19 protein-coding genes are annotated in these 22,012 nt (G+C 69.0%); 1 reads left to right on the top strand and 18 read right to left on the bottom strand.

The annotated features are described in order from the left end of the window. Window positions 1–85: 85 nt before the first annotated feature. The 14 genes from AC1DCJ_RS06880 to pip form a co-directional block, all read right to left on the bottom strand. The gene (locus AC1DCJ_RS06880) at window positions 86–1,654 is read right to left on the bottom strand and encodes a thioredoxin family protein (protein WP_478070500.1); all 1,569 of its coding nucleotides are present in this window, start codon (window positions 1,652–1,654) and stop codon (window positions 86–88) included. A gap of 143 nt (window positions 1,655–1,797) precedes the next feature. Beyond that, entirely contained in the window at window positions 1,798–2,433 is a 636-nt protein-coding gene (locus AC1DCJ_RS06875) for a response regulator transcription factor (protein ID WP_141057990.1), read from the bottom strand. Next, complete coding sequence (locus tag AC1DCJ_RS06870; protein WP_478070499.1) at window positions 2,426–3,484, bottom strand: sensor histidine kinase; 1,059 nt, start codon at window positions 3,482–3,484, stop codon at window positions 2,426–2,428. The genes AC1DCJ_RS06875 and AC1DCJ_RS06870 overlap by 8 nt, the downstream gene beginning before the upstream one ends. 83 nt (window positions 3,485–3,567) lie before the next feature. Next, window positions 3,568–4,305 carry an MgtC/SapB family protein gene (locus AC1DCJ_RS06865; RefSeq protein WP_137189541.1) on the bottom strand — a complete coding sequence of 246 codons (738 nt, stop codon included), beginning with the start codon at window positions 4,303–4,305 and terminating at the stop codon, window positions 3,568–3,570. Next, window positions 4,305–7,055, bottom strand: a complete 2,751-nt coding sequence (mgtA, locus tag AC1DCJ_RS06860) for a magnesium-translocating P-type ATPase (RefSeq protein WP_478070498.1) — start codon at window positions 7,053–7,055, stop codon at window positions 4,305–4,307. The genes AC1DCJ_RS06865 and mgtA overlap by 1 nt, the downstream gene beginning before the upstream one ends. Window positions 7,056–7,150: 95 nt before the next feature. Continuing rightward, window positions 7,151–7,450, bottom strand: a complete 300-nt coding sequence (locus AC1DCJ_RS06855) for a hypothetical protein (protein ID WP_478070497.1) — start codon at window positions 7,448–7,450, stop codon at window positions 7,151–7,153. A gap of 307 nt (window positions 7,451–7,757) precedes the next feature. Then, window positions 7,758–8,396: a DUF2894 domain-containing protein gene (locus AC1DCJ_RS06850; protein WP_478070496.1), complete on the bottom strand. Its 639-nt coding sequence runs from the start codon at window positions 8,394–8,396 to the stop codon at window positions 7,758–7,760. Between the two features lie 22 nt (window positions 8,397–8,418). Next, window positions 8,419–9,063, bottom strand: coding sequence for an OmpA family protein (locus AC1DCJ_RS06845; protein WP_038688212.1), 645 nt, complete (start codon window positions 9,061–9,063; stop codon window positions 8,419–8,421). After that, window positions 9,060–11,621 (bottom strand): DUF802 domain-containing protein, encoded by a 2,562-nt coding sequence (locus tag AC1DCJ_RS06840; RefSeq protein ID WP_478070495.1) that lies wholly within the window; start codon window positions 11,619–11,621, stop codon window positions 9,060–9,062. Before AC1DCJ_RS06840 ends, AC1DCJ_RS06845 begins: the two co-directional genes overlap by 4 nt. A gap of 10 nt (window positions 11,622–11,631) precedes the next feature. Next, entirely contained in the window at window positions 11,632–12,330 is a 699-nt protein-coding gene (locus tag AC1DCJ_RS06835; protein WP_478070494.1) for a DUF3348 domain-containing protein, read from the bottom strand. Window positions 12,331–12,397: 67 nt separating this feature from the next. Further along, entirely contained in the window at window positions 12,398–14,065 is a 1,668-nt protein-coding gene (locus tag AC1DCJ_RS06830; RefSeq protein WP_478070493.1) for a hypothetical protein, read from the bottom strand. Window positions 14,066–14,174: 109 nt separating this feature from the next. Then, complete coding sequence (locus tag AC1DCJ_RS06825; RefSeq protein WP_478070492.1) at window positions 14,175–14,774, bottom strand: DNA-3-methyladenine glycosylase; 600 nt, start codon at window positions 14,772–14,774, stop codon at window positions 14,175–14,177. A gap of 100 nt (window positions 14,775–14,874) precedes the next feature. Further along, on the bottom strand, window positions 14,875–15,525 hold the full coding sequence (locus AC1DCJ_RS06820) for a hypothetical protein (protein WP_478070491.1): 651 nt from the start codon (window positions 15,523–15,525) through the stop codon (window positions 14,875–14,877). Between the two features lie 169 nt (window positions 15,526–15,694). Further along, window positions 15,695–16,660 (bottom strand): prolyl aminopeptidase, encoded by a 966-nt coding sequence (gene pip / locus AC1DCJ_RS06815; RefSeq protein WP_478070490.1) that lies wholly within the window; start codon window positions 16,658–16,660, stop codon window positions 15,695–15,697. A gap of 137 nt (window positions 16,661–16,797) precedes the next feature. Here pip and AC1DCJ_RS06810 point away from each other — a divergent pair, with 137 nt between their 5' ends. Continuing rightward, entirely contained in the window at window positions 16,798–17,229 is a 432-nt protein-coding gene (locus AC1DCJ_RS06810) for a GFA family protein (RefSeq protein ID WP_478070489.1), read from the top strand. A gap of 78 nt (window positions 17,230–17,307) precedes the next feature. On the opposite strand, the gene AC1DCJ_RS06805 is transcribed toward AC1DCJ_RS06810, so the two are convergent. The 4 genes from AC1DCJ_RS06805 to AC1DCJ_RS06790 form a co-directional block, all read right to left on the bottom strand. Continuing rightward, a complete protein-coding gene (locus tag AC1DCJ_RS06805) occupies window positions 17,308–18,960 on the bottom strand; it encodes a tyrosinase family protein (RefSeq protein WP_478070488.1) in 1,653 nt (550 codons plus the stop codon). A 276-nt stretch (window positions 18,961–19,236) separates the two neighbouring features. After that, on the bottom strand, window positions 19,237–19,488 hold the full coding sequence (locus AC1DCJ_RS06800; RefSeq protein WP_137189530.1) for a hypothetical protein: 252 nt from the start codon (window positions 19,486–19,488) through the stop codon (window positions 19,237–19,239). Then, window positions 19,485–20,822: a TFIIB-type zinc ribbon-containing protein gene (locus AC1DCJ_RS06795; protein WP_478070487.1), complete on the bottom strand. Its 1,338-nt coding sequence runs from the start codon at window positions 20,820–20,822 to the stop codon at window positions 19,485–19,487. Before AC1DCJ_RS06795 ends, AC1DCJ_RS06800 begins: the two co-directional genes overlap by 4 nt. 21 nt (window positions 20,823–20,843) lie before the next feature. After that, window positions 20,844–21,992, bottom strand: a complete 1,149-nt coding sequence (locus tag AC1DCJ_RS06790; RefSeq protein WP_478070486.1) for an SPFH domain-containing protein — start codon at window positions 21,990–21,992, stop codon at window positions 20,844–20,846. Window positions 21,993–22,012 lie beyond the last annotated feature (20 nt).

The raw sequence follows: 22,012 nt of genomic DNA, 5'->3' as shown, positions 1-22,012 counted from the left end.
ACGGTCGGCTCTACCAGATGTGTGCAGCCGACCAACGGTCGGCTCTACCGGAGCTCCGCAGCCGACCAACGGTCGGCTCTACCTGTCAGCTCTTCAGCCATCGGCTGCACGCCGCGCCGGCGTCGGCGCCCGGTGCGGCCTTGGCGCAGGATTCGCCCATGCGGGCCTGCAAGCGGACCAGCGTTTGCGCGCCATGGTGCGCACGCCCCCACGCCTGCAGCGTGGTCGCCAGGCGCTCGAAGCGCTGCCGGGTGCGCTGGTGGTAGCCGGCCGGTTGCGCGTCCAGTTCGGCAATCACCTGGGCCGTGGCCTGCTCGATCGCCTGGCCATCGTCCGGCGTCAGCCGCACCAGGCCTTCCACGTACAACACGCCCCATTGCACGCGCGTGGCCGGTCCCTGCGCACCTTCGTAGGCCTTGCGCAGCCAGTCCACCGCAGCCGTCTTGTCGCCGCGCGCCTCGGCCAGTTCGGCCAGCTCGGGCATGTAGTAGTACGGCGTCTGGCTGCGGTCCAGTTCCGCACGCAACAGCGTCTCGGCCGCGGCATCATCGCCGGCCTCGCGCAGCACATACACCGCGCTGCTGATGGTGGCCTGGCGTTCGTGCGGGGTCTTTGCCGCGGCATCGGCCGCAGCCACGCGCTCATGCGCCTTCTCCTGCAGCGCCGGCGGCACCGCGGTGTCCGGATGCTGCTGTTTGAACAACGTCAACTCGGTGATCACGCTGGACAGGCGCGCATCGGCGGCGTTGTCCTGGCTGGCATCGGCACGCTCCAGCGCCGCCAGCAACTGGCTGCCCAGTTGCTGCGCTTCCGCCGGCGTGGCGGCGGCCCGCGCCACCAGCGCGGGGCCCTGGTAGCCCAGCAGGTCGCGGTTGGCACGCACTTCGGCCGGCGCGGCCAGGACGGTGGTCAGCAGGGTGCGGGTGGCCTCACGTTCCGCAGCGTCGGGCGCAGGTGCGTCCTTGCCGGTACTGCCGGCACCCAGCGCAAGCAGCCCGAAACGACGCTGCAGGGCCGGGTCCGGCGCGGACGCGGCCAGTTGCCGCAACAGCGCCACCGGATCGCGCTGGCCCGCCAGGCGGCTGGCGTCCACCTCCCAGCCGTAATCGCCCAGCACCCGCCAGTCGTCCTCGGACACGCGCTGCGGCGACACCACCGCCACCCGCAGCACGTCGGCCACGGCCGTGCGCCGGTTCACCGCCAGGCGCAGCGCCCGGGTCAGCTCGGCGCTGTCGTTGCCGCCGGCCAGCCGGGTGATTTCGTGGCGCTGCGGGTCCAGCACGATCAGCGTGGGATAGCCGCGCACGCCGAACTGCTCGCCCAGTGCCTGCGCGCCTTCCGAGTCGCCATCCAGGTACACCGGTACGTACTGCCGGGTGAGCGCGATGAACGCCGGGTCACGGAACAGGGTGGCCTTGAGCTTGTTGCACGGCGGGCACCACACCGCGCCCCAGTACAGCAGCACCGGCTTGCCGCTCTGCTGCGCATCGGCGAAGGCGTCTTCGACATCGCCGTGACGCCACGCGATCTCCTCGGCAACCGGCGCGGCCTGCGCGCTGGCCACCGGGCTGGCGGACGGGGCCTGCTGGCAGGCGGCAAGCGCGGCGCACAGGGCAAGCAGGGTGAAGGGCAGGGCAGCACGCATGGTCAGCATCCACGGCAGGGAGAGGTGCCGCAGCAGCGGCCATGGCGCATTCTAGGAAGCGACGGTGCCCGCATCGCATGGGCCCTGATGCCGATTGCTCATCTGTCCAGTCGCGCGGGTGATGAGGCCCGCGGCAGCGGGCCGGCCGGGCCTCAGCCGATGCCCAGGCGGTCGTACAACCGCACCAGGTCCACCAGCGTGCGCGCCTGCATCTTGCGCATCACGTTGGCGCGGCGCACCTTCACCGTGATTTCGCTGACCCCCAGCTCGGCGGCGATCTGCTTGTTGAGCCGGCCGCGTACCACGCCGCCCACCACGTCGCGCTCGCCGTCGTTGAGCGAGGCCCAGCGTTGCCGCAGCACGTCCACCGCGGCGTCATCGCGGCGCCGCTCGCGGTCGCGCTCGATACCCAGGTGAATCGCGTCCAGCAGCTCCTGGTCACGGAACGGCTTGGTCAGGAACTCGATGGCGCCTTCCTTCATGGCCGCCACGCCCATGGCGATGTCACCGTGGCCGGTGATGAACACCACCGGCAGGTGCAGGCCGTGGCTGGCCATCTGCCGGTGGAACTCCAGCCCGCTCTGGCCCGGCATGCGCACGTCCAGCACCAGGCAGGCCGGTGCGTCCGCGCGCGGGTGCTGCAGGAACGCCGCCACCGAGTCGAAGGCACGCACCTGCATGCCCATCGAGGCCAACAGGTCTTCGAGTGCGGCCCGTACCGAATGATCGTCGTCCACCACGTACACGATGGGCGCGGGCGCACTCTCGGGCGGCGTCGACCTAACCATGCGGACCGCCGCCATCGATGGGCAGTTCGAACACGAAGCAGGCGCCGCCGTCGGCCACCGGCTCGGCGCGGATCTGGCCATCGTGGGCCTCCAGGATGCTGCGGCTCAGGCTCAAGCCCAGGCCGAGGCCGCCGGACTTGGTGGTCCAGAAGGCATCGAACACCCGCTCCGGTGCGTCCAGCGGCAGCCCGCTACCGTAGTCGCGCACGCTCATGGCCACCCGCGTCGGGCTTGCGCGCCAGCTGCGCAGCACCAGCCGCCGGCTGCCTGCGGGCACCTCGGCCATCGCATCGACCGCATTGAGAATCAGGTTGCCGATCACCTGCTGCACCTGCACGCGGTCGCCGAACACCGGCGGCAGTGCGTCGTCCAGTTGGGTGCTGAGCGTGACCGCATGCTGTTCCAGTTCGCTGTGCGACAGCGCCAGCATTTCCAGCAGCGCCTGGTTGAGGTCGAAGCCCTGGCGTTCCGGCACCGCGCCACGGGTCAACCCGCGCACGCGGGCAATCACGTCGCTGGCGCGGTGCGCATCGGCCAGGATCCGCGCCAGTGTCTGCCGCGCCTTGTCCACGTTGGGCGGGTCCTGGGCCAGCCAGCGCTGGCTGGCTTCGGCGCTGCTGGCGATCGCCGCCAGCGGCTGGTTCACTTCATGCGCGATGGAGGTGGTCAGCTCGCCCACGGTGGAGGCGCGCGCCACCCGCAGCAGGCGGGCCTGCGCGTCCTGAACGGCGGCCTTGGCGGCTTCCATTTTCAGGGCCAGCCAGGTGGTGATGCCGATCACCAGCATCCCAATCGCCGAGTTCACCAGGCCGATGCGGTAGGTGCCGAAGCGGGTCAGGAAGAAACTGAGGCCGGTCAGGCCGATGCACAGGGCGGCCAACCGCACCAGCCCCCGAGCCGACAGAACCCGCGAGGCGGCCAGGATCACCGCCGCGTAGAAGCAGGCGGCCGCCACCGCATAGTCGGTGAGCGTGTCGGCGGCGAAGATCGCGGCCATCACCACGCCCAGCACGAGCAGGGCAACGGTACGGCGCGACGAGGAAGACAGCATCGGGACGGCTCCGTGGAAAACGTGGACAAACGCCGCGTGATTCGACGCGGCCGAGCATAGCATCGGCACCGTACCGGCCGGTGTCAGTCCTCCAATGTGGCATTCCAGAACGCCTGCAGCACGCCCGGCAGGGCCGTCAGCGTGGCCAGCACCGCATCCAGTTCGGCGGCATCCACGGCTGTCGCGTACAGCACCGCTTCGATCTCCACGTCGCGGTCGCCGAACGGGCGCGGATCGACCGCGCGCACCGGGTAGTGCGCCTGTTCCAACAGCACCAGCAGCCGGTCCAGGACGTCGGCCTGGTGCTCGCGTTGGCAGACCACCGTGACCGCGTACGTGGCCTCGCTGAAGGACGCCTCGACCGGCTGGCGCTGGATACGGTTGACCACCGGCCGCAGCAGCGTATTGGCGGCCAGCACGAACAGCGCGGCCAGCAGCGCTTCGGGCAGCAGTTTGACGCCGGCGCAGGCGCCCACCGCCGCCGAGCCCCACAGCGTGGCGGCGGTGTTCAGCCCGGACACCTGCGCGCCGTCCTTCATGATCGCGCCAGCGCCCAGGAAGCCCACCCCGGAGATGACATACGCCACCACATGCAGCGGCGAGGGCGGACCGCCGTACAGGTCGTGGAAGCGCACGGCCAGGTCCACGAACACCGCCGCGCCCACCGCCACCAGCGTGTTGGTCCGCAGGCCGGCGGTGCGCTGGCGCAGCTGACGCTCCAGGCCGATCGCCGCGCCGAGCACGAAGGCCGTGCCCAGGCTGATCAGGGTGCTGATCGTGGCCCCGGCGTTGAACGCCGGCAGGTGCGGGTTGAAGTCCATCACTGCCACCCGTAACGGCGGATGTAGACCTTCTTGAGCAGCGTGGTCAGCACCGCATAGCCGAACAGGATCGCCACCAGAAACGGCCAGTAGCCGGGCGGCAACGCCTGCAGCTTGAAGTAGCCGGCCAACGGGCTCATCGGCAGCAGCACGCCGATGGCCATGATCAACCCGGTCATCAGCAGCAGCGGCGGGGCGGCGATACTCTGCAGGAACGGCACCTTGGGCGTGCGGATCATGTGCACGATCAGGGTCTGGGTGAGCAGGCCCACCACGAACCAGCCGGACTGGAACAGGCTCTGGTCGGCCGCCGTGCGCGCATCGAACACGTACCACATCAGCGCAAAGCAGCTCAGGTCGAAGATCGAACTGATCGGGCCGAAGAACACCATGAAGCGCCCGATGTCGGCCGGGTTCCACTTCAACGGCTTGCGCACCAGCTCCTCGTCGACGTTGTCGAAGGGAATGGCGATCTGCGAGATGTCGTACAGCAGGTTCTGCACCAGCAGCTGCAGCGGCAGCATCGGCAGGAACGGCAGGAACGCCGAGGCCACCAGCACCGAGAACACGTTGCCGAAGTTGGAGCTGGCGGTCATGCGGATGTACTTGAGCATGTTGCTGAAGGTGCGCCGGCCCTGCACCACGCCTTCCTCGAGCACCATCAGGTTCTTCTCGAGCAGGATGATGTCGGCCGCTTCCTTGGCGATGTCCACCGCGCTGTCCACGCTGATGCCGATGTCGGCCGCACGCAGTGCCGGGGCATCGTTGATGCCGTCACCCAGGAACCCCACCACCTTGCCCTGTGCACGCAGGGCACGTACCAGGCGTTCCTTGTGCAGGGGCGTGAGCCGGGCAAATACGCGATGCCGGCCCAGCGCGTCGGCCACCGCGGCCTCGTCCATGCGGTCGATCTGCGGCCCGGTCACGATGCCGTCGGCGTGCAGCCCCACCTGGGCACACACCCGCGCGGTGACCAGTTCGTTGTCGCCGGTGAACACCTTCACCTCCACGCCCAGCCCGGCCAGCGCCTGCAGCGCCTGCGCGGTCGATTCCTTCGGCGGATCCAGGAACGCCACGTAGCCGAGCAGGGTGAGATCCTGCTCATCGGCCTGCGAGTACACCTCGCGCGTGGCGGGGACTTCCTTCATGGCCACCGCGACCACGCGCAGGCCCTGTTCGTTGAGCTCCTCGGTGGTCTGGCGCACCCGCGCCAGCCGCTGTGCATCCAGCGGCAGGTCCTGGCCGTTTTCGCGCACGCGGCTGCACACGGCCAGCATCTCTTCCACCGCGCCCTTGCACACCAGCTCATGGTGGTCGTCGCGCTCGGACACCACCACCGACATGCGGCGGCGTTCAAAGTCGAACGGAATCTCGTCCACTTTGCGGTAGTCCTGGGCCAGGCGAAGCTCGGTCTGCAGTTCCACGTGCTCCAGCACGGCGCGGTCGAGCAGGTTGGTCAGCCCGGTCTGGAAATGGCTGTTGAGGTAGGCAAATGCCAGCACATCCTGCGAGTCGTTGCCGTACACGTCGGTGTGCCGCTCCAGCGCGATGCGGTCCTGGGTGAGCGTGCCGGTCTTGTCGGTGCACAACACGTCCATCGCGCCGAAGTTCTGGATCGCATCCAGGCGTTTGACGATCACCTTGCGACGCGACAGCAGCACCGCACCCTTGGCCAGGGTGGAGGTGACGATCATCGGCAGCATTTCCGGGGTGAGGCCGACCGCCACCGACAGCGCGAACAGGAAGGCTTCGGTCCAGTCACCCTTGGTCACGCCGTTGACCAGCAGCACGAACGGCACCATCACCAGGGCGAAGCGGATCAACAGCCAGCTGACACTGTTGACCCCGGCCTGGAAGGCAGTGGGCGCGCGTTCGGTGGCGGTGCTGCGCTGGGCCATGGTGCCGAAGCAGGTGCGGTTGCCGGTGGCCAGCACCACGGCGGTGGCCGAGCCGGAGACCACGTTGGTGCCCATGAACAGCAGGTTGGGCTGCTCGAGCAGGTTGGGCTGGGCCGTGTCGGGGGCGGCGAACTTCTCCACCGGCAGCGATTCGCCGGTCATCGCCGCCTGCGCCACGAACAGGTCCTTGGCATTCAATACGCGGCAGTCGGCGGGGATCATGTCGCCGGCCGACAGCACGATGTGGTCGCCTGGCACCAGCGCCCGGATCGGCAGCGAGCGCTGCTGCGCGTACCGCGGCGTGCGGGGTTCAGCGCCGGTGTCCTGCAAGGATGCAGCATCGCCGTCGGGACGGCGCAGCACGCGGGCGTTGTTGCCCACCAGCGCCTTGAGCCGCTCGGCCGCGCGGTTGGAACGGCCCTCCTGGACGAACCGGATCAGCGTGGACAACACCACCATGGTGCCGATCACCACCGTGGCCTTGACGTCTTCGGTCAGCCAGGACACCACCGCCAACAGGGTGAGCAGCAGGTTGAACGGATTGCGGTAGCACTGCCACAGGTGACGCCACCACGGCAGCGGCTTTTCGTGGTCGATCTCATTGGGGCCCACGCGGGCCAACCGGGCATCGGCCTCATCGCTGGCCAGGCCCTCGGGGTGCGACGCTACCGCCGCCAACGCGGCCGCCACCGGCACCTGTGCCAGACGCCGCAACGCATCGCTGAAATCGGTCGGCACCGCGCCCGCCGCACCGCGCCCCATGCCGGCGTCGGGCAGGGCGCGGCGACGGAACAGGCTGGCGGCGCGGCGGCTGCGCAGGAAGGCATCGAACCATGCATTGAGCAGGGTCATGGGGAACTCCTTGAAAGACAGGCGACACCGCGCAGGGCGGCACGGGTCGGGATGCAGGGCTGCGCGCGGCCCGTCAGGACGTGGCCGCGCGGGGATCAGGCGTGCTGGACGCTGGCGATGGGAAACGACCCGCGCGGGCGCGCCGGGTGCGGGCTGCCGCGCGAACACAGCGGCAGCAGCGCGCTGCGCAGGGTGGCGGGCAGGTGGCGCAGCACGTGCAGACGTTCGGAGATCGGCAGCAGGCTGAGGGCGTCGGCGATGACGCGCTCGGAGCCCAGGGCCAGGGCGCGTGCGAACAACGGGGCGCCGTGCTGCAGCAGTTGGCTGCGCAGGCCGGCCACGTCGCGATCAAGGATCAGGCGACGCAGGGTGATGTAGAGAATCTTGTAGTGCATCGGAAGGCCTCCGGGCAGGCAGCGCCCGCCGGCCACCCGGCACTCAGAGGTGCGGACGCCGCCGGCCGGACGCCGGGGTGGAACAGGGCAGGGGCGAAAGCAGGGGCGCGCGGCACCCGGCAGGATCGGGGTCGGGATCCATGGGAATGTCCGGTAGTGGAAGGGCGATGCCGGCGTGACGCAGTGCGCCTGGCCGGTGCGCGTATTGTCCGCGCCGGTTGCGCGCCCGCCTAGATGCCCGTGGGTTAGCGGCGATATACCTTGGTATATCCAGGCCGACGCAGTGCGCGCCGTGCCGGTGGCGCGATCAGGCCTTCGGGGTGCGGGCGCGGCGCGGCTTCGGGATACGTCCCACGTCACGCGCAGGCGTGGCCGTGCGCGGTTGCAGCTGTTCCAGCCAGGCCAGGTTGTCCAGGTACATCAGGAAGTGCTGCAGGTAGCCCGGCGACCGCTCGCTCATCAAGGTGAGCGAGCGGTGCACCAGCACCGCCGAGTTCAACGGGCCGCCATCGCCGGGGCCCTGCGCCAGCGAGATGCGCTTCTGGCTTTCATTGCGCACCGTGGCCCACAGATCACGGAATTCGCTGATGGCCGGCAGCGCGGGGAACGCGGGAGCCGGGGCGGTGTCGCGGGGGGCATCACGCGGCACCGGCGCTGCCTGCGTATGGGCATGCGCGGCCAGCGTTGCCAGCAGGCCCGACAGCGGACTGGCGCGTTCGGCCCCCGGGGCCGGCGTGTCGCGCGCGCGACGCGGTGCGTGCACGGTCTGTTCGGCAATGCGCGCCGCGTACGCTGCCACCCGCGTGGCCAGCCGCGCATCCAGCAGCTGTCGCACCGCGCCCTGCTGTGCCTGCGCACGCGCCTGCAACGCCTCGATCACCGCAAAGCCCAGCGGGTCGTGGCGGTCCAGCTGCTGCTGGCGCCACGCATCGAGCTGCGCACTCACCGGCATCGACGTCGATTTGGCCTTAGGGGGCATCGGCGGCCGTGGCTTTCGGTCGCGGAATCGGCGCCATTTCAACGCGGCGATTGCGTGCGCGCCCGGCTTCTTCGGCGTTGGAGTCCACCGGTTGCTCGGCACCAAAAGCGGCGGCAAACACCGCCGAGGCGGGCACGCCTTCGGCAATCAGGGCGCGGGTGACGGTGAGCGCGCGCTCGGCCGAGAGTGCCCAATTGTCGGCGAACTGGCGGTTGCCTTCGCGCACCTGACGATCATCGGTGAAGCCGCTGACCATCAGGATCTCTTCGCGCGAGGACAGGTATTCGGCCAACGGGCCGGCCAGGCTCTTGAGCAGCTCGCGGCCTTCAGGCTGCAGCTGGTCAGAATTCAAGGCGAACAGCACGCTGCCGCGGATGCCGATGCGGCCATCCACGATCGTCACCCGACCGGCCGCCAGCGGCACGGCCAGCGCCTGCTCCAGCGTCTTGCGACGCTGGGCTTCGGCCTGGCGCTGCTTGACCTCGTGGTCCAGCCGGTTGGACAGCTCCAGCTGCAGCGCCACCACGCCCACCAGGATCAGCACGAAGGCGCCCAGCAGCACCGACATCAGGTCACCGAAGGCAGCCCAGATCGGTGCGCCGGATTCGCCGTCGACCTCGATCTCGTCGCTCATGCGGTGGCGGCCCCAGCCGGGTCGGCGCTGCGGCGCGCGCCCAGCTGCTGCAGTTCTTCGATGATCTGCTTCTGCGACAGCACGCTCAGGTCGATGACCTCGCGCGCCTGGGCCACGTAATAGGCCAGCTGTTCATCGCTGCGCGCCAGCGACGCGTCCAGCGCGCCACTGATCTGCTCGAGGCGCTCGCCCAGCCCGCTGCTGGCGCTGCCGAACACCTGCATGGCGCCGCCGAACGCGTCGGCCAGTGCCGCCACTTCCACCGCGCTGCCGGTGACCTGCGCGGCAACGTCGCCCAGCTTGCCGGTTTCGGTGGCGAGGTGGTCGGTGAAGCGCGTGCCCACCCGGTCAAGCAGGTCGGCCGAGGTGGTCACCAGTGCGTCAACGGCGGTGCGCTGTTCGGTGGAGGCATGGTTGACCGCATCCAGCAGCGTTTCCAGCGTGGCCAGCAGGCGGCTGCGTTCTTCCAGCATGGCGGTGTCGCGGACCATGCTGTCAGACAGCTTCTGGCGCAGCTCGGCCACCACGTCAGCGGCGGCCTTCGGCGCTTCCGAGGCGACCTGCACCAGCCGCGAGATCTCGGCGATGGTGTCGCTGGCGTGGGCCTGGGTCTGGGTGGTGATCTCCTGCGCGGTCCGCGACAGCGTCTCGCAGATGTCCTGCTGGCGGCGCGCGACCTGTTCGCCGGTCTGCGCCCATTGCTGGGCCAGCGAGGTGGACAGTGTGCCGAACGCATCGCTCCACGCGGCCAGGCGCTGCCCATCGCGCGCTTCCAAGGCGTCCTGCAAGGTGGCGTGCGCCTGCTGCATCGTGTCGGCGAGCGTGCGGGCGTGCGTATCGAAACTACCGGCCACGGCGGTCAGTGCCTGCTCGTTGCGCGCGGCGCTGCTGGCGTGGGTGGCAGCCTGCTGCGCCAAGGCATCGCGCCATGCGTCGGCGTGGTTGCGGGTGCTGGCATCTAGACGATCGGACAGTGCCTCAAGCAGGGCGCCGGCCCGCGCGTCGTGGGTCTGGGTGAAGCCCTGCAGCGTGCTGTCCAGCCCGCCGATCAGCGCGGCATGGGCCTGCTGCTGGCTCTGCTGGCTGCTGTTCCACCGCTCGGCGGTGGCGTCCAGGCGGCTGGCCAGGGCGTCGGCCAGGCTGCCGGCCTGCTGCTGATGCTGGTCGGTGAAGCGCGCCAGTGCGTCGCGCAGTTCCACCACCAGTGTTTCGTTGCTGCGCTGCTGTGCAGCCTGCGCGGTGGTCCAGTTGCCGGCGCTGGTATCCAGGCGCTGTGCGACCCCATCCAGCAGGCGCAGGGCGTGCTGGTCGTGGCTGGCGCTGAACTGCTGCAGGGTCTGGCGCAGGTCGGCGGTGAGCGCCTGATGGGTCTGCTGCTGCGCCTCCTGCGCGGTGGCCCAGTGGTCCACGTTGGCCGCCAAGCGCGACGACAGCGCATCCACCAGGCCGAGCGCGCGTTGGTCGTGCTGCGCGGTGAGGTGCTCCAGCGCTGCACGCAGGTCGGTGGTGAGCGCCAGGTTGGTCTGCTGCTGGGCGGCGATCGCGCTGTTCCAGCTGTCCGCGCTGGCCGCGCGGCTGGCCTCGAAGCCGGCGTTGAGACCGTCCAGCTGGCGCTGCACGGCCTGCCCGACATCGCGCTGCAGGGCGGTCGTTTCAGCGGCGATGCCGCGCAGGGTGCTGTCCATGATCGGCTGCAGCGCCTCGCCCACGGCGCGAGCGCTGGCGGCGATGCTGTCTTTCAGCGCCAGCTCGACCGCACTCGCCAACCGGGCGTGTTCGGCGTCGGCCTTGGCATAGAAGCTCTCCTGGCTGGACAGCAACTGCTGGTTGGCCTGCAGGCTCTGCTGCTCGATCGCAGCGGTCATCGCCTGCAGGCGGTCGACCAGCGCCGGCATCAGCGCGGCCTGCGCCTGCGCAAGGCGGAACGCCTCGCTGCGCTGCCATGCCTGGGAATGCGGGTGCAGGTCGGTGGCCACGCGTGCATCAAGCACCTGCACGGTCTGCAGGCGCTCGCGGCGGCACAGCGCCGACAGCAGCCCGAGCATCGCCGACGTCGCCACGCCGGCGATGGAGGTGCCAAAGGCCACGGCCAGGCCTTCCACCGGCGCACCGAGCGAGCCGCGGATGGCCTGCAGGTCGGTGGCGCTTTCCAGCGCCAGCCCGGTGCCGCGCAGCGTGGCCATCATGCCCAGCAGGGTGCCGAGCATGCCCAGCAGCACCAGCAGCCCCACCAGGTAGGGCGTCAGCACCGGGGCGGGCAGGGCAACGCGCTCGCCATCCACGCGCAGGCGCACCGCATTGCGCAGGCTGGCCGGCACGCGCTGCAACCAGGCGCCCAGATCCTGCTCGGCCGCCGACACATCGGCCAAGGCCTGGCCCAGTCCCGCAGTGGCCTGGCGGTAGCGGAACAGCTCGAGGCCACCAGCGGTGTAGCAGGCCGCGATCACGAGGGCGACTGCGAACCCTACGGGGTTCGACCCCAGGTACCCCACGCCGATCCAGCACGCGGCAAACAGACCTGCAAGGAAAACGACGAGATAAAGACTAGTTCTGAACATGACGTCCCAGTTATCGGGGGCGAAGCGCTGCAAGCAGGCCTTCGATGGGGTGAAAACGAACATCCAGTTCGGCCAGCAACACGCTCTGCATCGCGTGGTTGAACCGCTGCCGCCAGCCGTCGTCGGCCGGCACCGCCTCGGCGTCGGCGGCCTCGCCTTCGACGGGCGGTGGCAGCGCCGCGTTGCGCAGCCGCTCGAAGTGCTGGGCGAGCAGCGTCGGCACCGTGGCCAGCAAGGCCTGCTCGCGCGGGCTCAACGTTTGCTCCATCACCGCATCCACCTCGGCCAGCCGCCCCAGTTCGGGGCCGGCCAGGCTGAGCATGTCGCGCAGGCGCCCACGCAGCCGCCCGGTGTTGGCCTGCATCGAGCGCTGCAGGGCAATGACGCGCTGGCGGATCGCCGCCGCATCGTCGCGAGCACCCGGCTTTGGCGGGTCAGGTTGCTGAACAATGGCGGCTTGCAGTACCGAGCGCACCCGCGCGCATTCGACTTCTTCCGCGGCATCGAACGCGACCGCCTCGGCAGGCGGGGGCGGCACCCGGCCGTCCAGCGCCCGCGACAGCGCCACCGCACGGTTCCAGTCGACCCACTGGCTCAGGCGGTCGGACAGGTCCGGGCTGGTCGGCGTTGCCTGGCCGTCGGCCAATCCGGCCAACAGACGGATGAACGCGGGGCCGGGCAGGGGCGGGCGGTGCTGCGTTTTCGCCATTGTTCCGGTTAAAACGCTGAATTTTACACCGGAAAGACAACCGGCCTGTCTGAACGAGGCCGCCGGGCTAGTCGGCGCCCCTCTCCGCCGTGCCCGCAGCAGCAGCGTCCGGGGCAAGGTAGCGGAAGGTCCATTGCCGCGGCTGGCGCTGCCAGCGCTGGTGGCGCAGCCGCAGGGCGGCGATCGGCGCCGCCGTGGCGATCTCCAGTCGGTGGGGCTGGCGCATGCGTTCCCAGTGCAGCGGCGACTGCGCCGGGTCGCCCGGGTGCGCGTCGGCCAGTGCCAGCGCGCCTTGCACATCGACCATTGCCGCCGGCATCTCACGGCCCTGCGCATCCAGCGGTACGGCGGTGGTCCAGTAGCCCTCGCTACGTTCGCGCCAGGGCAGCGGCTGCTGCACGGTCACCCGGGTGGGCGAGGTCCACTGCACCTGCGCGTTCGGGTAGCGCCGCGAGAGGGTGCCCGGGGCCAGTGTTTCCACCTCGGTGCCAAGGTAGGTGTCCACATCGACATCCAGGCGGATGCGGCGGATGGCGTCCACCTGGCTGCCGCGCGTGTTCAGCGGCAGGCGGAACGGGAACGCGATGTCCTTTTCGTCGGCATGGAAGTCGCCCGCCAACACCCACGGGTCCAGCACCGGCTGCGCGGCGAGGTTCGACAGGCGCTTGCCCCTGGCATCGAAGAAGTGCACGGCACGCGGGGTGGCCGCGGCGATGGCGGGCGCGGCCGGGGCGTCGCGGGTGGGGGCGCCGGTGCCGACGCGACCGGCAATGCGGATCAACGGGCGGCCGTCGCGGTAGTTGCGGTTCACCGAGAACATCAGGCTGGCTTCGGTCTGCTTCAGTGCCGCCATGTCCAACAGCCCGGGCACGCGCTCCTCCGGCGGCGCCGGCGGGTAGTCGTCGGCATTGGACGACAGCGCCGAGAACGGCGGTGCGTCGAGCTGCGCCTGGATCATCGCCGGGTACGTCTCCACGATGCTCCCGGTGTCCAGGCGCTGCAGCGGGTCCAGGTCCATCCGCGCCAGGTACATCCGCTGCTCGGTGGCAGGCAGGTCGTCGCGGGGTGCCAGCGTCAGGTGCATCCGCGCTTCGATCGGCATGCCGTCGGCACGCTGCAGCACCTGCCGGCCATGGCCCTGCACGTCGGTACCGGCCAGCTCCACGCTGACCACTACTTCGGCCGGGGTCAGCGACTGCACCTGCATCTGCGAGGTCAGTTCGCCGAAGTCCCGGGTCTGGGCGCGACGGGTGATGCGCTGGCCAATGTCCAGCTGGGCCGGCAGCGCCAACGGCTGCAGACCGCCCAATTGCTGCTCGGCGTTGATCAGGCGTGCGGCCTGCGGCTGCAGGGTCACGGTGTCGCGCCAGGCCTCCTGGTCGACGGCGCGCATGCCCGTGCTGGTGCCGTCAGCGGCCACGGTCAGCTCGAAGCCGCCGTCCAGCAGTGCCAGCATCGCGCGCTCGTCGCCCACCTCCGGATCCAGATCCAGCACCGTCTGTCTGTCGCCGGGGGCGCGCTGTTCGGTCCACAGCACGCGGGTGCGCAGGCGGGCACTTCCATCGGCCGCGGTGTCGATCGCCAGACTGCTGAGGCTGCGCTGCCCGAATGTGCCACGGTCCTGACCGGCCAGGCGGATGTCCAGGCCGACGTAGTAGACGTGCTCGGCGGCAAGCAGCGGCGCGGCGCCGCACAGCAAGGCAGCGCCCAGCAGCAGGGTGGGGAGGGATTTCATCGGGACATCCTTTTCGTGGTGCAACACCGGGTGACGGCGCGCGATCACGACGCGCGCGTCAACCGGTGCCAGGCAGCCGAACAGGATACCAGTGCAGGCCAGGGTAGGATCAGCGCCGCGCGGACCGGCCTGACACGTGCGCATGCCCGGGCACGTGCCAGCGCCACGGGAAATCCACCGCCTTGCTGATGCCGATACGCGGGCCCACTCCCGGTTCGGTGGGCGGTGCCATCGCATCGGACACAATCCGCACGCCGCGGTCGTTGCGCACCAGGTCCGCGCCGTCCAGCGCCTTGGTAATGCCCATCGCCTGCGACAACCGGCCCGGTCCACTGGCCAGATCGCGGTCGTGGCGAATGGCCGGGCGCGCCTCACGTATCAGTGCCAGCCCGTGCACCGGCTCCAGCGCCCTCAGCAAAACCCCCCAGCCTTGACCCATCTCGCCGCAGACCGCGTTCGATCCCCAATGCATGCCATAACTGAAGTACACATACAGGTGACCGGCTTCACCGAACATGGTGGCGGTACGCGGCGTCTGGCCGCGGAACGAATGCGCCGCCGGGTCTTCGCTGCCGGCGTAGGCCTCCACCTCGACGATGCGGCCCGCACGGCCATCGTCGCGCACCAGCAGCTTGTTGAGCAGCGCCGGTGCCACTTCGGTGGGGTGGCGTTGGTAGAACGATCGCGGCAGTGTTGCCCAGTCGTGCATGCAGAGACCTCATCAAAGGGGCGCCGGTGGCGCGCGCCGTCGCCTTGGATGGTGAGCCTTGCTGCGTGGTGGCGACATCAACGGGCCCGCAGCTACGCCGCTAGTGCGTCCAGTGCACCGCAGCGAGCATGGACGCCAGCGCCGCCTTGGCCTGCTGCGCGGCAAACGGTGGCGTGCGCGGTGGGTCGTACACCTCCGGGCGGGTGCCGGCGATGATCAGGTCGATGGCATAACAGGCGCCGCCCTGGACGACGCGATAGCTGTCGGCCGACAGGTAGTGACTCATCGCCGCGTCGCTGCTGCTGAAGTGGGTGGTACGCACACCGTCCACATCCGCCGTATCCGCCCTGCCTGCCGCATCGGGCGGGGGCGTGGTGCACGTCTTCACGTCTGCGGCGCTGTCGCTGCGCCCGATCCGCATTTCTGCCGATGTGATCTCGTTGGAGCCATCCAGCACCAGCGCCGCGAGCGGCCGGCCGGTGCTGCCTTCGGCGGGGTACAGCGTCCACGCATCCATCGCCAGGTAGCTGCGCTTGAAGTCCCGGAGCACGGTGGTGCCCGCCACCGGTCGGACCGCGATGCCCGGCGCAGATTCGGCGAAGGCATCCGCTGCCTGCGCGGGTGGTGCGGCGCGGTTTGCCGCCGACGCGACCGTGTCCGGTGGCGTGGCTGTCGACAGTGCCGAGGGCGCCGGCGCCTGGCGTGCCGCATCGGCATCGGACGCGGTGCAGGCCGTGGCCAACGCCACCACGGCAGCGCCGGCCAGAACGGTTCGAAGGGTGGGGTGCATATGGGGTCCTGCTTCGCTCAACGTGGTTGCGAGCGTGCACCGCAGCCCGTTAACGCCGTGCCATGGACCGGCGATGCAGCGCAATGCCGCGTCGCGCGATGCCTGGGTGTTGCTACTGCATCCGACCGCTTCAGGCGCGGACAGGACCGGCGATGCGGTCGGCGAAGGCGTCGGTGGCCCGTACCAGCGCGTCAGCGGTGGCCGGTTCGGTTGCGCCATGGCCCGACAACACCATCTCCAGCTGCGCCTCCGGCCAGGCAGACGCGAGATCCCAGGCGCTGCGCGCGGGGCAGATGATGTCGTAGCGGCCCTGCACGATCACCCCCGGCAGGTGGCGGATGCGATCGACGCCCTGCAAAAGCTGCCCGTGCTCCAGGAACGCATGGTGGCGGAAGTAATGGGCTTCGATGCGCGCCTTGGCCAGCGTCGCCAAGGGATCGGCGTGCGAGCGCGCTTCCACGTCATGCACCAGCGTGGCCGCATGGTCTTCCCAGCCAAGCCATGCCTGCGCCGCGGCGATGGCCACGTCCTGGTCGGGACTGTCGAGGCGCTGCCAGTAAGCGGCGATCAGTTCGCCGCGTTCGGCCTCGGGAATGTGCGCTTCATAGCGCGCCCACCGTTCGGGGAAAATCCAGCGGGCGCCGCCGTCGGCCTCGTTGAACCAGCGGTTCTCTTCGGCACGGCCCAGGTAGACGCCGCGCACGATCAGCCCGGTGGCGCGCTCCGGGTGTGCCTGCGCGTAGGCCAGCGCCAGCGTGGATCCCCACGAGCCGCCGAAGACCAGCCAGCGCTCGATGCCCAGGTGCTCGCGCACGGTCTCGATGTCGGCCACCAGGTGCGCGGTGGTGTTGTCACGCAATTCGCCGAACGGAGTGGAGCGACCGCTGCCGCGCTGGTCGATCAGTACGATGCGATAGCGCGCGGGATCAAAAAAACGACGGTGCGTGGGTGACACGCCCGCGCCGGGGCCGCCGTGCAGGAACACCACGGGAATGCGGTCCGCTGCGCCACATTCCTCGACATGCAGCGTGTGCACGGCATCCACCGCCAGACGATGCTCGCGGTAAGGTTCGATGGTGGGATACAACGTGCGCATGGCGGGTGCTCGTGGACGGAGAACACAAGCATAGCCAGCCTGGACTGAATCCGCAGTACTCCCGCGTGCAAGGCAATGCTGCGCTGGCGGGCCGCCATTGCCGGTAACATGCCGGCCTACTGAACGCTGAGACACGCATGATGCTTCGCGCCAACTGTCTGTGTGGACGCACCACCCTTACCCTGAACGGCGCGCCGGTTGCGCGCGCCATCTGCCACTGCAGTACCTGCCGGGATTTCTACGCCACGGCCATGCTCTCGGCCACGGCCTGGAACGCAGACGCGGTCGAGGTGGAGGAGGGCGCGACAACGGTGTTCCCGCATCCGCACAAGCAGCTCTCAAAAACCTTCTGCAGCGGCTGTGGGGACGTGCTGTTCGGCACCAATCGACTGGAGATGCGCGTGGTGCCCAATGCGCTGGTGGCCCGCGCCCTGGGTGGCGCACTGACCGAGTCCTTCGCGCCCACGATGCATCTGTTCTACCGTGACCGCATTGTCGACGTCATCGACGCCCTGCCCAAATTCCTGGACGGCTGGGATGGCCCAACCTACGACGCCGAATCGGCCTGACGCACGTCACCAGGGAGCACAGACAGGACCGCGCGGCGGCCCTGCCTGCGTGACGTACTACGGCCCTTGGCGCCTCCCTCAGGGCACCACCAGCACCGCCGCGTCCAGGACCGGGAACGCTTCGGCGGCCTGTCCGGAGGATGCCACCAGCCGGAACTCAAGCGCCGTACTGCCACTGGCGTCGGCCGCGCCAGCCTTGAGCAGGTTGAGCCGTTGTGGCAGCGGCACGGCGAACGTGGTGGGGTGCGAATGGTCCATACCGGTCATCGGCGGACCGAAGAAGGACACCGTGCCCACGTAGTAGGGGCTGTTCGCATCCACCGTCTCGACCCCTGCCGGTGCATTCACCAGCACGTCGAACTCGCGCGTGTTGTGCAGGCCGTGCGGCCGCTCCACGGTGACTTCGGCAATCAGCGCGGGCGCTGCCGTGGCACCCAACTGGCCTCGGGCCGTACCCGGCAGCGACACGGATACGGCGGCACCGCGGCGCTTGCCGCGCACCAGCGTGGCCGGTCCGGCGGCCTTCACCGCCAGCGCCGCACTCTGCAGCGCGCCAGCCGCTTCGCCCACGTAGTCATAGTCGAAGGCCTGGGTGCTGAAGAAGTCCGCGGCACGCTTGGTCCCGGCGAACCTGCCATCGGCCTGCACAAAGAAACGGAACGGCTCGGTCATGAAGGCGTCGCGGGCTTGCCCCGGCGGCGGCATGATCTGCAGCCCCTGCGCCAACTGCTTGCGGGTCCACACATCCCACAGCCGGTCCATGTTGGCGTGGTGCAGGTAGAAGATCGGGTCCAGCGGCGACAGGAAGTTGGTCATGTTGCCGTAGGGGCCCGGATCGATCGCACCGACGCCTCCGATGCAGTTGTGCACCTTGTTGTGCGGGAAGCCCTCCAGTACCGAGAACTGGGTGTTCTTGTCCGGTGAGTCCACGTGCGAAGCCGTACGCGAACTGGTGAAGCTGCGGCTGACGTCGCTGTTGTAGAACTCCACCGGCGACAAGCCGGCGTGGATGGTGTCGGGCGATACCGCGGCGGCGGTCTTGGCATCGAGGCGGGCATTCTGGCGCCACAGGTAGCGCGCCCCACAGGTGATGGCATAGCCCGCATTGCCGGAGATGCCGGTCTTCGCGTCGGCGTTGTAGCCGGTGACATCGTTCCACAAGGCGCCGAAGTCCGCATAGCCACGCGCGGCCAGTTGCTGGCGTTGTTGGGTGTCGAGGCTGTTCCAGTACTGTTGCAACGCCGGCTGGATGAAGCTTGTGAACCGTGCCAGGTTGCCGGTGTATGGCGCGTAGGCCGGGTCGGTGGGAGAGAGCACGCCGTCGAACATGGCGGCCGGAATCTCGGGCTGCGACGTCCAGTCCCAGTACGGCATGGCGAACTGTGGATCGCCACTGAGCATGCGGATGGTCTGCTCGAAGTAGCCCACGTAGCCACGATGCCAGACGTAGAACCACCAGTTGCCGTGCGGGCAGTCCATCAGGTGCACGAAGGCGTTGCGGAACCAGTTGTGCGGGTGATCGGCCGGCAGCGCCAGCATCTTCTGGATGCCGCGCGCGTAGCTGGCCAGCATGCGCTGGCCTTGCGGCGTGTTGACGTTGTAACGATGGAAGGTAGCAGCGGCAGTCGCGTCGGTGCCGGTGGCGCCCCCGGCGAATGCAGTACTCGATGCCCAGGAGGCGACCGAGGCACTGGCGGCGGTGGCAAGGAAATCACGGCGTGTGTAGCGCATGGTGGTACTCCCTGGTGATCGATGGAACCGCATGGGTTACGAATCACTGCGCGGGCACGCCACGACACCCAGCCATGCCCGACGGGGCCTCCAGGCCCCGTGCCAGCACGCGTCAACGGTCAAAAACCCCGCCCCCGGCGCGGGATGGCGGGGCAGTAGTAGCACGCCGCGCGCACCGGGCGCTGGGAAATGGCCGCCCGGTGCAGGGATCAATCTTCGGTTATGAGAAGCGCCGCACATATCCATGGGGAATGGCGGCGCTTCGGCGTGGCCGGCTCAGCCCGTATCGCGCTGTACCCGTGACCGGTACGCCCCGACGTTGTTGCCGGAGATGCTGGTGCTCTGGGTGCCGGTGATGGTGTCGATCTTGCGGTCCGAGCCGGTCACCGGCTTGGCCTCGATGGTGGTTTCACGCTCGAACGCGTGCGACTTGTCGGTGTTCCGGTAGTACCGGTACAGCGCCCAGTACAACGCCGACGCACCGGCGGGGCCGGCGGCCAGCAACCACAGTCCACTGTCATCGCTCATGAGGACGCTACCAGGAAGAGAAGCACGAGGGCTTCGATAATAGTGCCGGTGGTCAACGCGGCCAGCAGCATTTTCCACTGTTGCACCGGCACGCTGCCCATGGTTTCGCCGGTGCGGCCATTGACCGCGATGTAATGCAGCATGCCGCCGTTCTTTCCGGGCTGGTGGTACGAGTACAGCCACACCGGCAGGTACATCGATACCCAGCGCGTGCCGTGCACCTCCAGGCGCTCCTGCTCCCAACGGACGCCGCGGGTGTAACGGCGCACGGAATCTTCGACCTCGGCGCGGGCGATCGACAACAGCTGGTCTTCAAGCCGCGGCCGCAGCTTCTCGACGTCGAGGTTGCGCTTTTCCGAGGTAAAGCCGGTCAGGAACGAGGCGTTCCACTTCAGCGCATTCTTGGTGTCGAACGGCAGGATGGTATTGATGATGTTGTTGGTGTTGGCCCGAGCATCCAGGTTGCCACGCTCGGCCGAGGATTCGAGCGTCAGGTCGTCCACGGTGAAGTCGACATGCCGCTCCACCTGGTACACGTCGGCATCGTAGTAGGTCTGCTTCTTGTCGCCAGTGCCGCGGGTGTACTCGCGCGTCTTGATTTCCCCCTTGCCGGCGACGCTCGCGCTGACATTGCTGTCCACGATCATGTAGGGCAGGTAGACGCCGACCACGTTCTCAGGCGTGAACTGGTCCTTGAACGCCTTCAATGCAAACAGCCGGCGCTTGTCCACGAACTGGCGGATGCGCGCTACCGCATCGTCCTTGGAGATGCGGAACGGCAGCACCGCATCGGGCACGGCGCCGTTGGCGACCTGCTCATTGACCCCGAATACGTGACGGCACCAGTGGCAGCGCGCCGTCATCGTGCTTTCGGTATTGATCGTGACCTCGGCGCCGCAGCCGGTGCATTTGAAACTCATCAGGCTGGCGGTATCGGCCTGGATGTCCCGTGCGCCGGACGCGATGACGGTGCCACGCAACTGGTCAAGGCCATCGCCCAGCCCGAAGGCCTCTTCGGCGCGGGTGCCATGCCATTCGTTGCGGCAGAACTGGCAGACCAGCACGTCGGTGCCGAGCTTGAGCCGGACGTCGGTGCTGCCGCATTTGGGGCAGCGGTTGAGGCCGTCCTTGAGCTCGGCTGCACGAGTATCCAGGGCCACCGGATCCGGGGCCTCGATCTCGTCGCGGATGGGCTGTGGCAGTGTGGCCGGGTCGACCGGGAAGCTGCCGGGCAGGGGCGGCACCTCCTGCGGCGAACCGGGGCCGGTCACCGGCTGCGCAGGCAGTGGTGGCGGCGCCGACGGCAGGGGCGGCGGAGTGCGGGAATCGGACATGGTCGTTGGGCGCCTTGCCTGTTACAGGCCCAGCGCCTTGGCCTTCAAGGCGTCATAGTCGTCCTGGGTGATCAGCCCCAGATCCAGCATTTCCTTGGCCTTTTTCAGCTTGGCCACCGGGTCATCGGCAGCCGGTGCGGCCGGAGCGACCGGTTGCTGCAGGCTACCGGCACCGAACATGCCCGAGGCCATGCCCACGCCCACCAGGCCTGCCGCGCCGCCGTTCTCACCGGCCGACTGGATGCCCTGGGCAACGCTGGCCTGCAGGTTGGAATTGCCCCGCGCACCGGCCAGCGCGTCGGCGCGCTGCACGGTCTTGAGCAGTTCGCGGGTGTTGGCGTCGTACTCGATGGAGACGATGGCGGTCTTGACGATGGCCAGGCCGCGGTCGGACTTCCACTGGTAGGCCTGCTCAACGGCGTCGGACAGGCTCTTGGCGAAGCCCAGCGAGTCCTGCTGCAGCTTGGTGATGCGGTTGCCCTTGCCCGGATCGTTGGTATACAGGCTGAAGGCCGGCGCCAGGGAGCCCACCACTTCGTTGAACAGCTGGCTGGCCGCGGCGTTGTCCAGGTCGGTGAAGTCGAACACCTGGCCCGGCTGCAGGTAGCTGGCCGGCACGAAGTTCTTCACGAACAGGATGGGATCGACGATCTTCAGCGTGTACGAGCCGCGCGTGACCGCACCCACCTGCGTGCCCAGGAAACCGTCGTCCCAGTAGATCTCGGACTGGGTGCCGAAGCGGTTGTCGGGCAGCTCCTTGAGCGAGACGAAGTACGCCGCCTGCTGCGCGCCGGGCTGGCCGCCGAACTTGAAGCGGTCCCAGCTCTGCTTGATCAGCGGGGTGACCACGCCGTCGCCGGCGAAGATCGACTGCGAATTCAGGTCATCGGAGCGCCATTCGTAGCCACCCGGCTCGGCAACGAAGCCGGTGATGGCCCCGTCCTGGAACAGCAGCAGGCCGTAGCCTTCGGGGACGACGATCTTCGACCCGTTGCTGATGATGTTGGACGAGGCGCTGGTGTTGGACCCGCGCCCGGCATTGGTGCCGCGCGGGACCGCCGCGAACAGCGCCGCCGTGGACGGCAGGCCGGCGGGCACGGTGAAGAAATCCTTCCACTGGTCCGCCAGAACGCCGCCAACTGCACCCTTCACCGCCTGTACCAGACCCATGGCCAACTCCGTGTCGTTCG

Source organism: Stenotrophomonas sp. 10N36 (genome assembly GCF_056395005.1).
This window is presented reverse-complemented; position numbering and strand designations above follow the sequence as displayed.

Excerpts from the sequence above, each read along its gene's own strand:
- AC1DCJ_RS06880 (WP_478070500.1), bottom strand. The coding sequence starts at position 1,654 with ATGCTGACCATGCGTGCTGCCCTGCCCTTCACCCTGCTTGCCCTGTGC.
- AC1DCJ_RS06875 (WP_141057990.1), bottom strand. The coding sequence starts at position 2,433 with ATGGTTAGGTCGACGCCGCCCGAGAGTGCGCCCGCGCCCATCGTGTAC.
- AC1DCJ_RS06870 (WP_478070499.1), bottom strand. The coding sequence starts at position 3,484 with ATGCTGTCTTCCTCGTCGCGCCGTACCGTTGCCCTGCTCGTGCTGGGC.
- AC1DCJ_RS06865 (WP_137189541.1), bottom strand. The coding sequence starts at position 4,305 with ATGGACTTCAACCCGCACCTGCCGGCGTTCAACGCCGGGGCCACGATC.
- mgtA (WP_478070498.1), bottom strand. The coding sequence starts at position 7,055 with ATGACCCTGCTCAATGCATGGTTCGATGCCTTCCTGCGCAGCCGCCGC.
- AC1DCJ_RS06855 (WP_478070497.1), bottom strand. The coding sequence starts at position 7,450 with ATGCACTACAAGATTCTCTACATCACCCTGCGTCGCCTGATCCTTGAT.
- AC1DCJ_RS06845 (WP_038688212.1), bottom strand. The coding sequence starts at position 9,063 with ATGAGCGACGAGATCGAGGTCGACGGCGAATCCGGCGCACCGATCTGG.
- AC1DCJ_RS06840 (WP_478070495.1), bottom strand. The coding sequence starts at position 11,621 with ATGTTCAGAACTAGTCTTTATCTCGTCGTTTTCCTTGCAGGTCTGTTT.
- AC1DCJ_RS06835 (WP_478070494.1), bottom strand. The coding sequence starts at position 12,330 with ATGGCGAAAACGCAGCACCGCCCGCCCCTGCCCGGCCCCGCGTTCATC.
- AC1DCJ_RS06830 (WP_478070493.1), bottom strand. The coding sequence starts at position 14,065 with ATGAAATCCCTCCCCACCCTGCTGCTGGGCGCTGCCTTGCTGTGCGGC.
- AC1DCJ_RS06825 (WP_478070492.1), bottom strand. The coding sequence starts at position 14,774 with ATGCACGACTGGGCAACACTGCCGCGATCGTTCTACCAACGCCACCCC.
- pip (WP_478070490.1), bottom strand. The coding sequence starts at position 16,660 with ATGCGCACGTTGTATCCCACCATCGAACCTTACCGCGAGCATCGTCTG.
- AC1DCJ_RS06810 (WP_478070489.1), top strand. The coding sequence starts at position 16,798 with ATGATGCTTCGCGCCAACTGTCTGTGTGGACGCACCACCCTTACCCTG.
- AC1DCJ_RS06805 (WP_478070488.1), bottom strand. The coding sequence starts at position 18,960 with ATGCGCTACACACGCCGTGATTTCCTTGCCACCGCCGCCAGTGCCTCG.
- AC1DCJ_RS06800 (WP_137189530.1), bottom strand. The coding sequence starts at position 19,488 with ATGAGCGATGACAGTGGACTGTGGTTGCTGGCCGCCGGCCCCGCCGGT.
- AC1DCJ_RS06795 (WP_478070487.1), bottom strand. The coding sequence starts at position 20,822 with ATGTCCGATTCCCGCACTCCGCCGCCCCTGCCGTCGGCGCCGCCACCA.
- AC1DCJ_RS06790 (WP_478070486.1), bottom strand. The coding sequence starts at position 21,992 with ATGGGTCTGGTACAGGCGGTGAAGGGTGCAGTTGGCGGCGTTCTGGCG.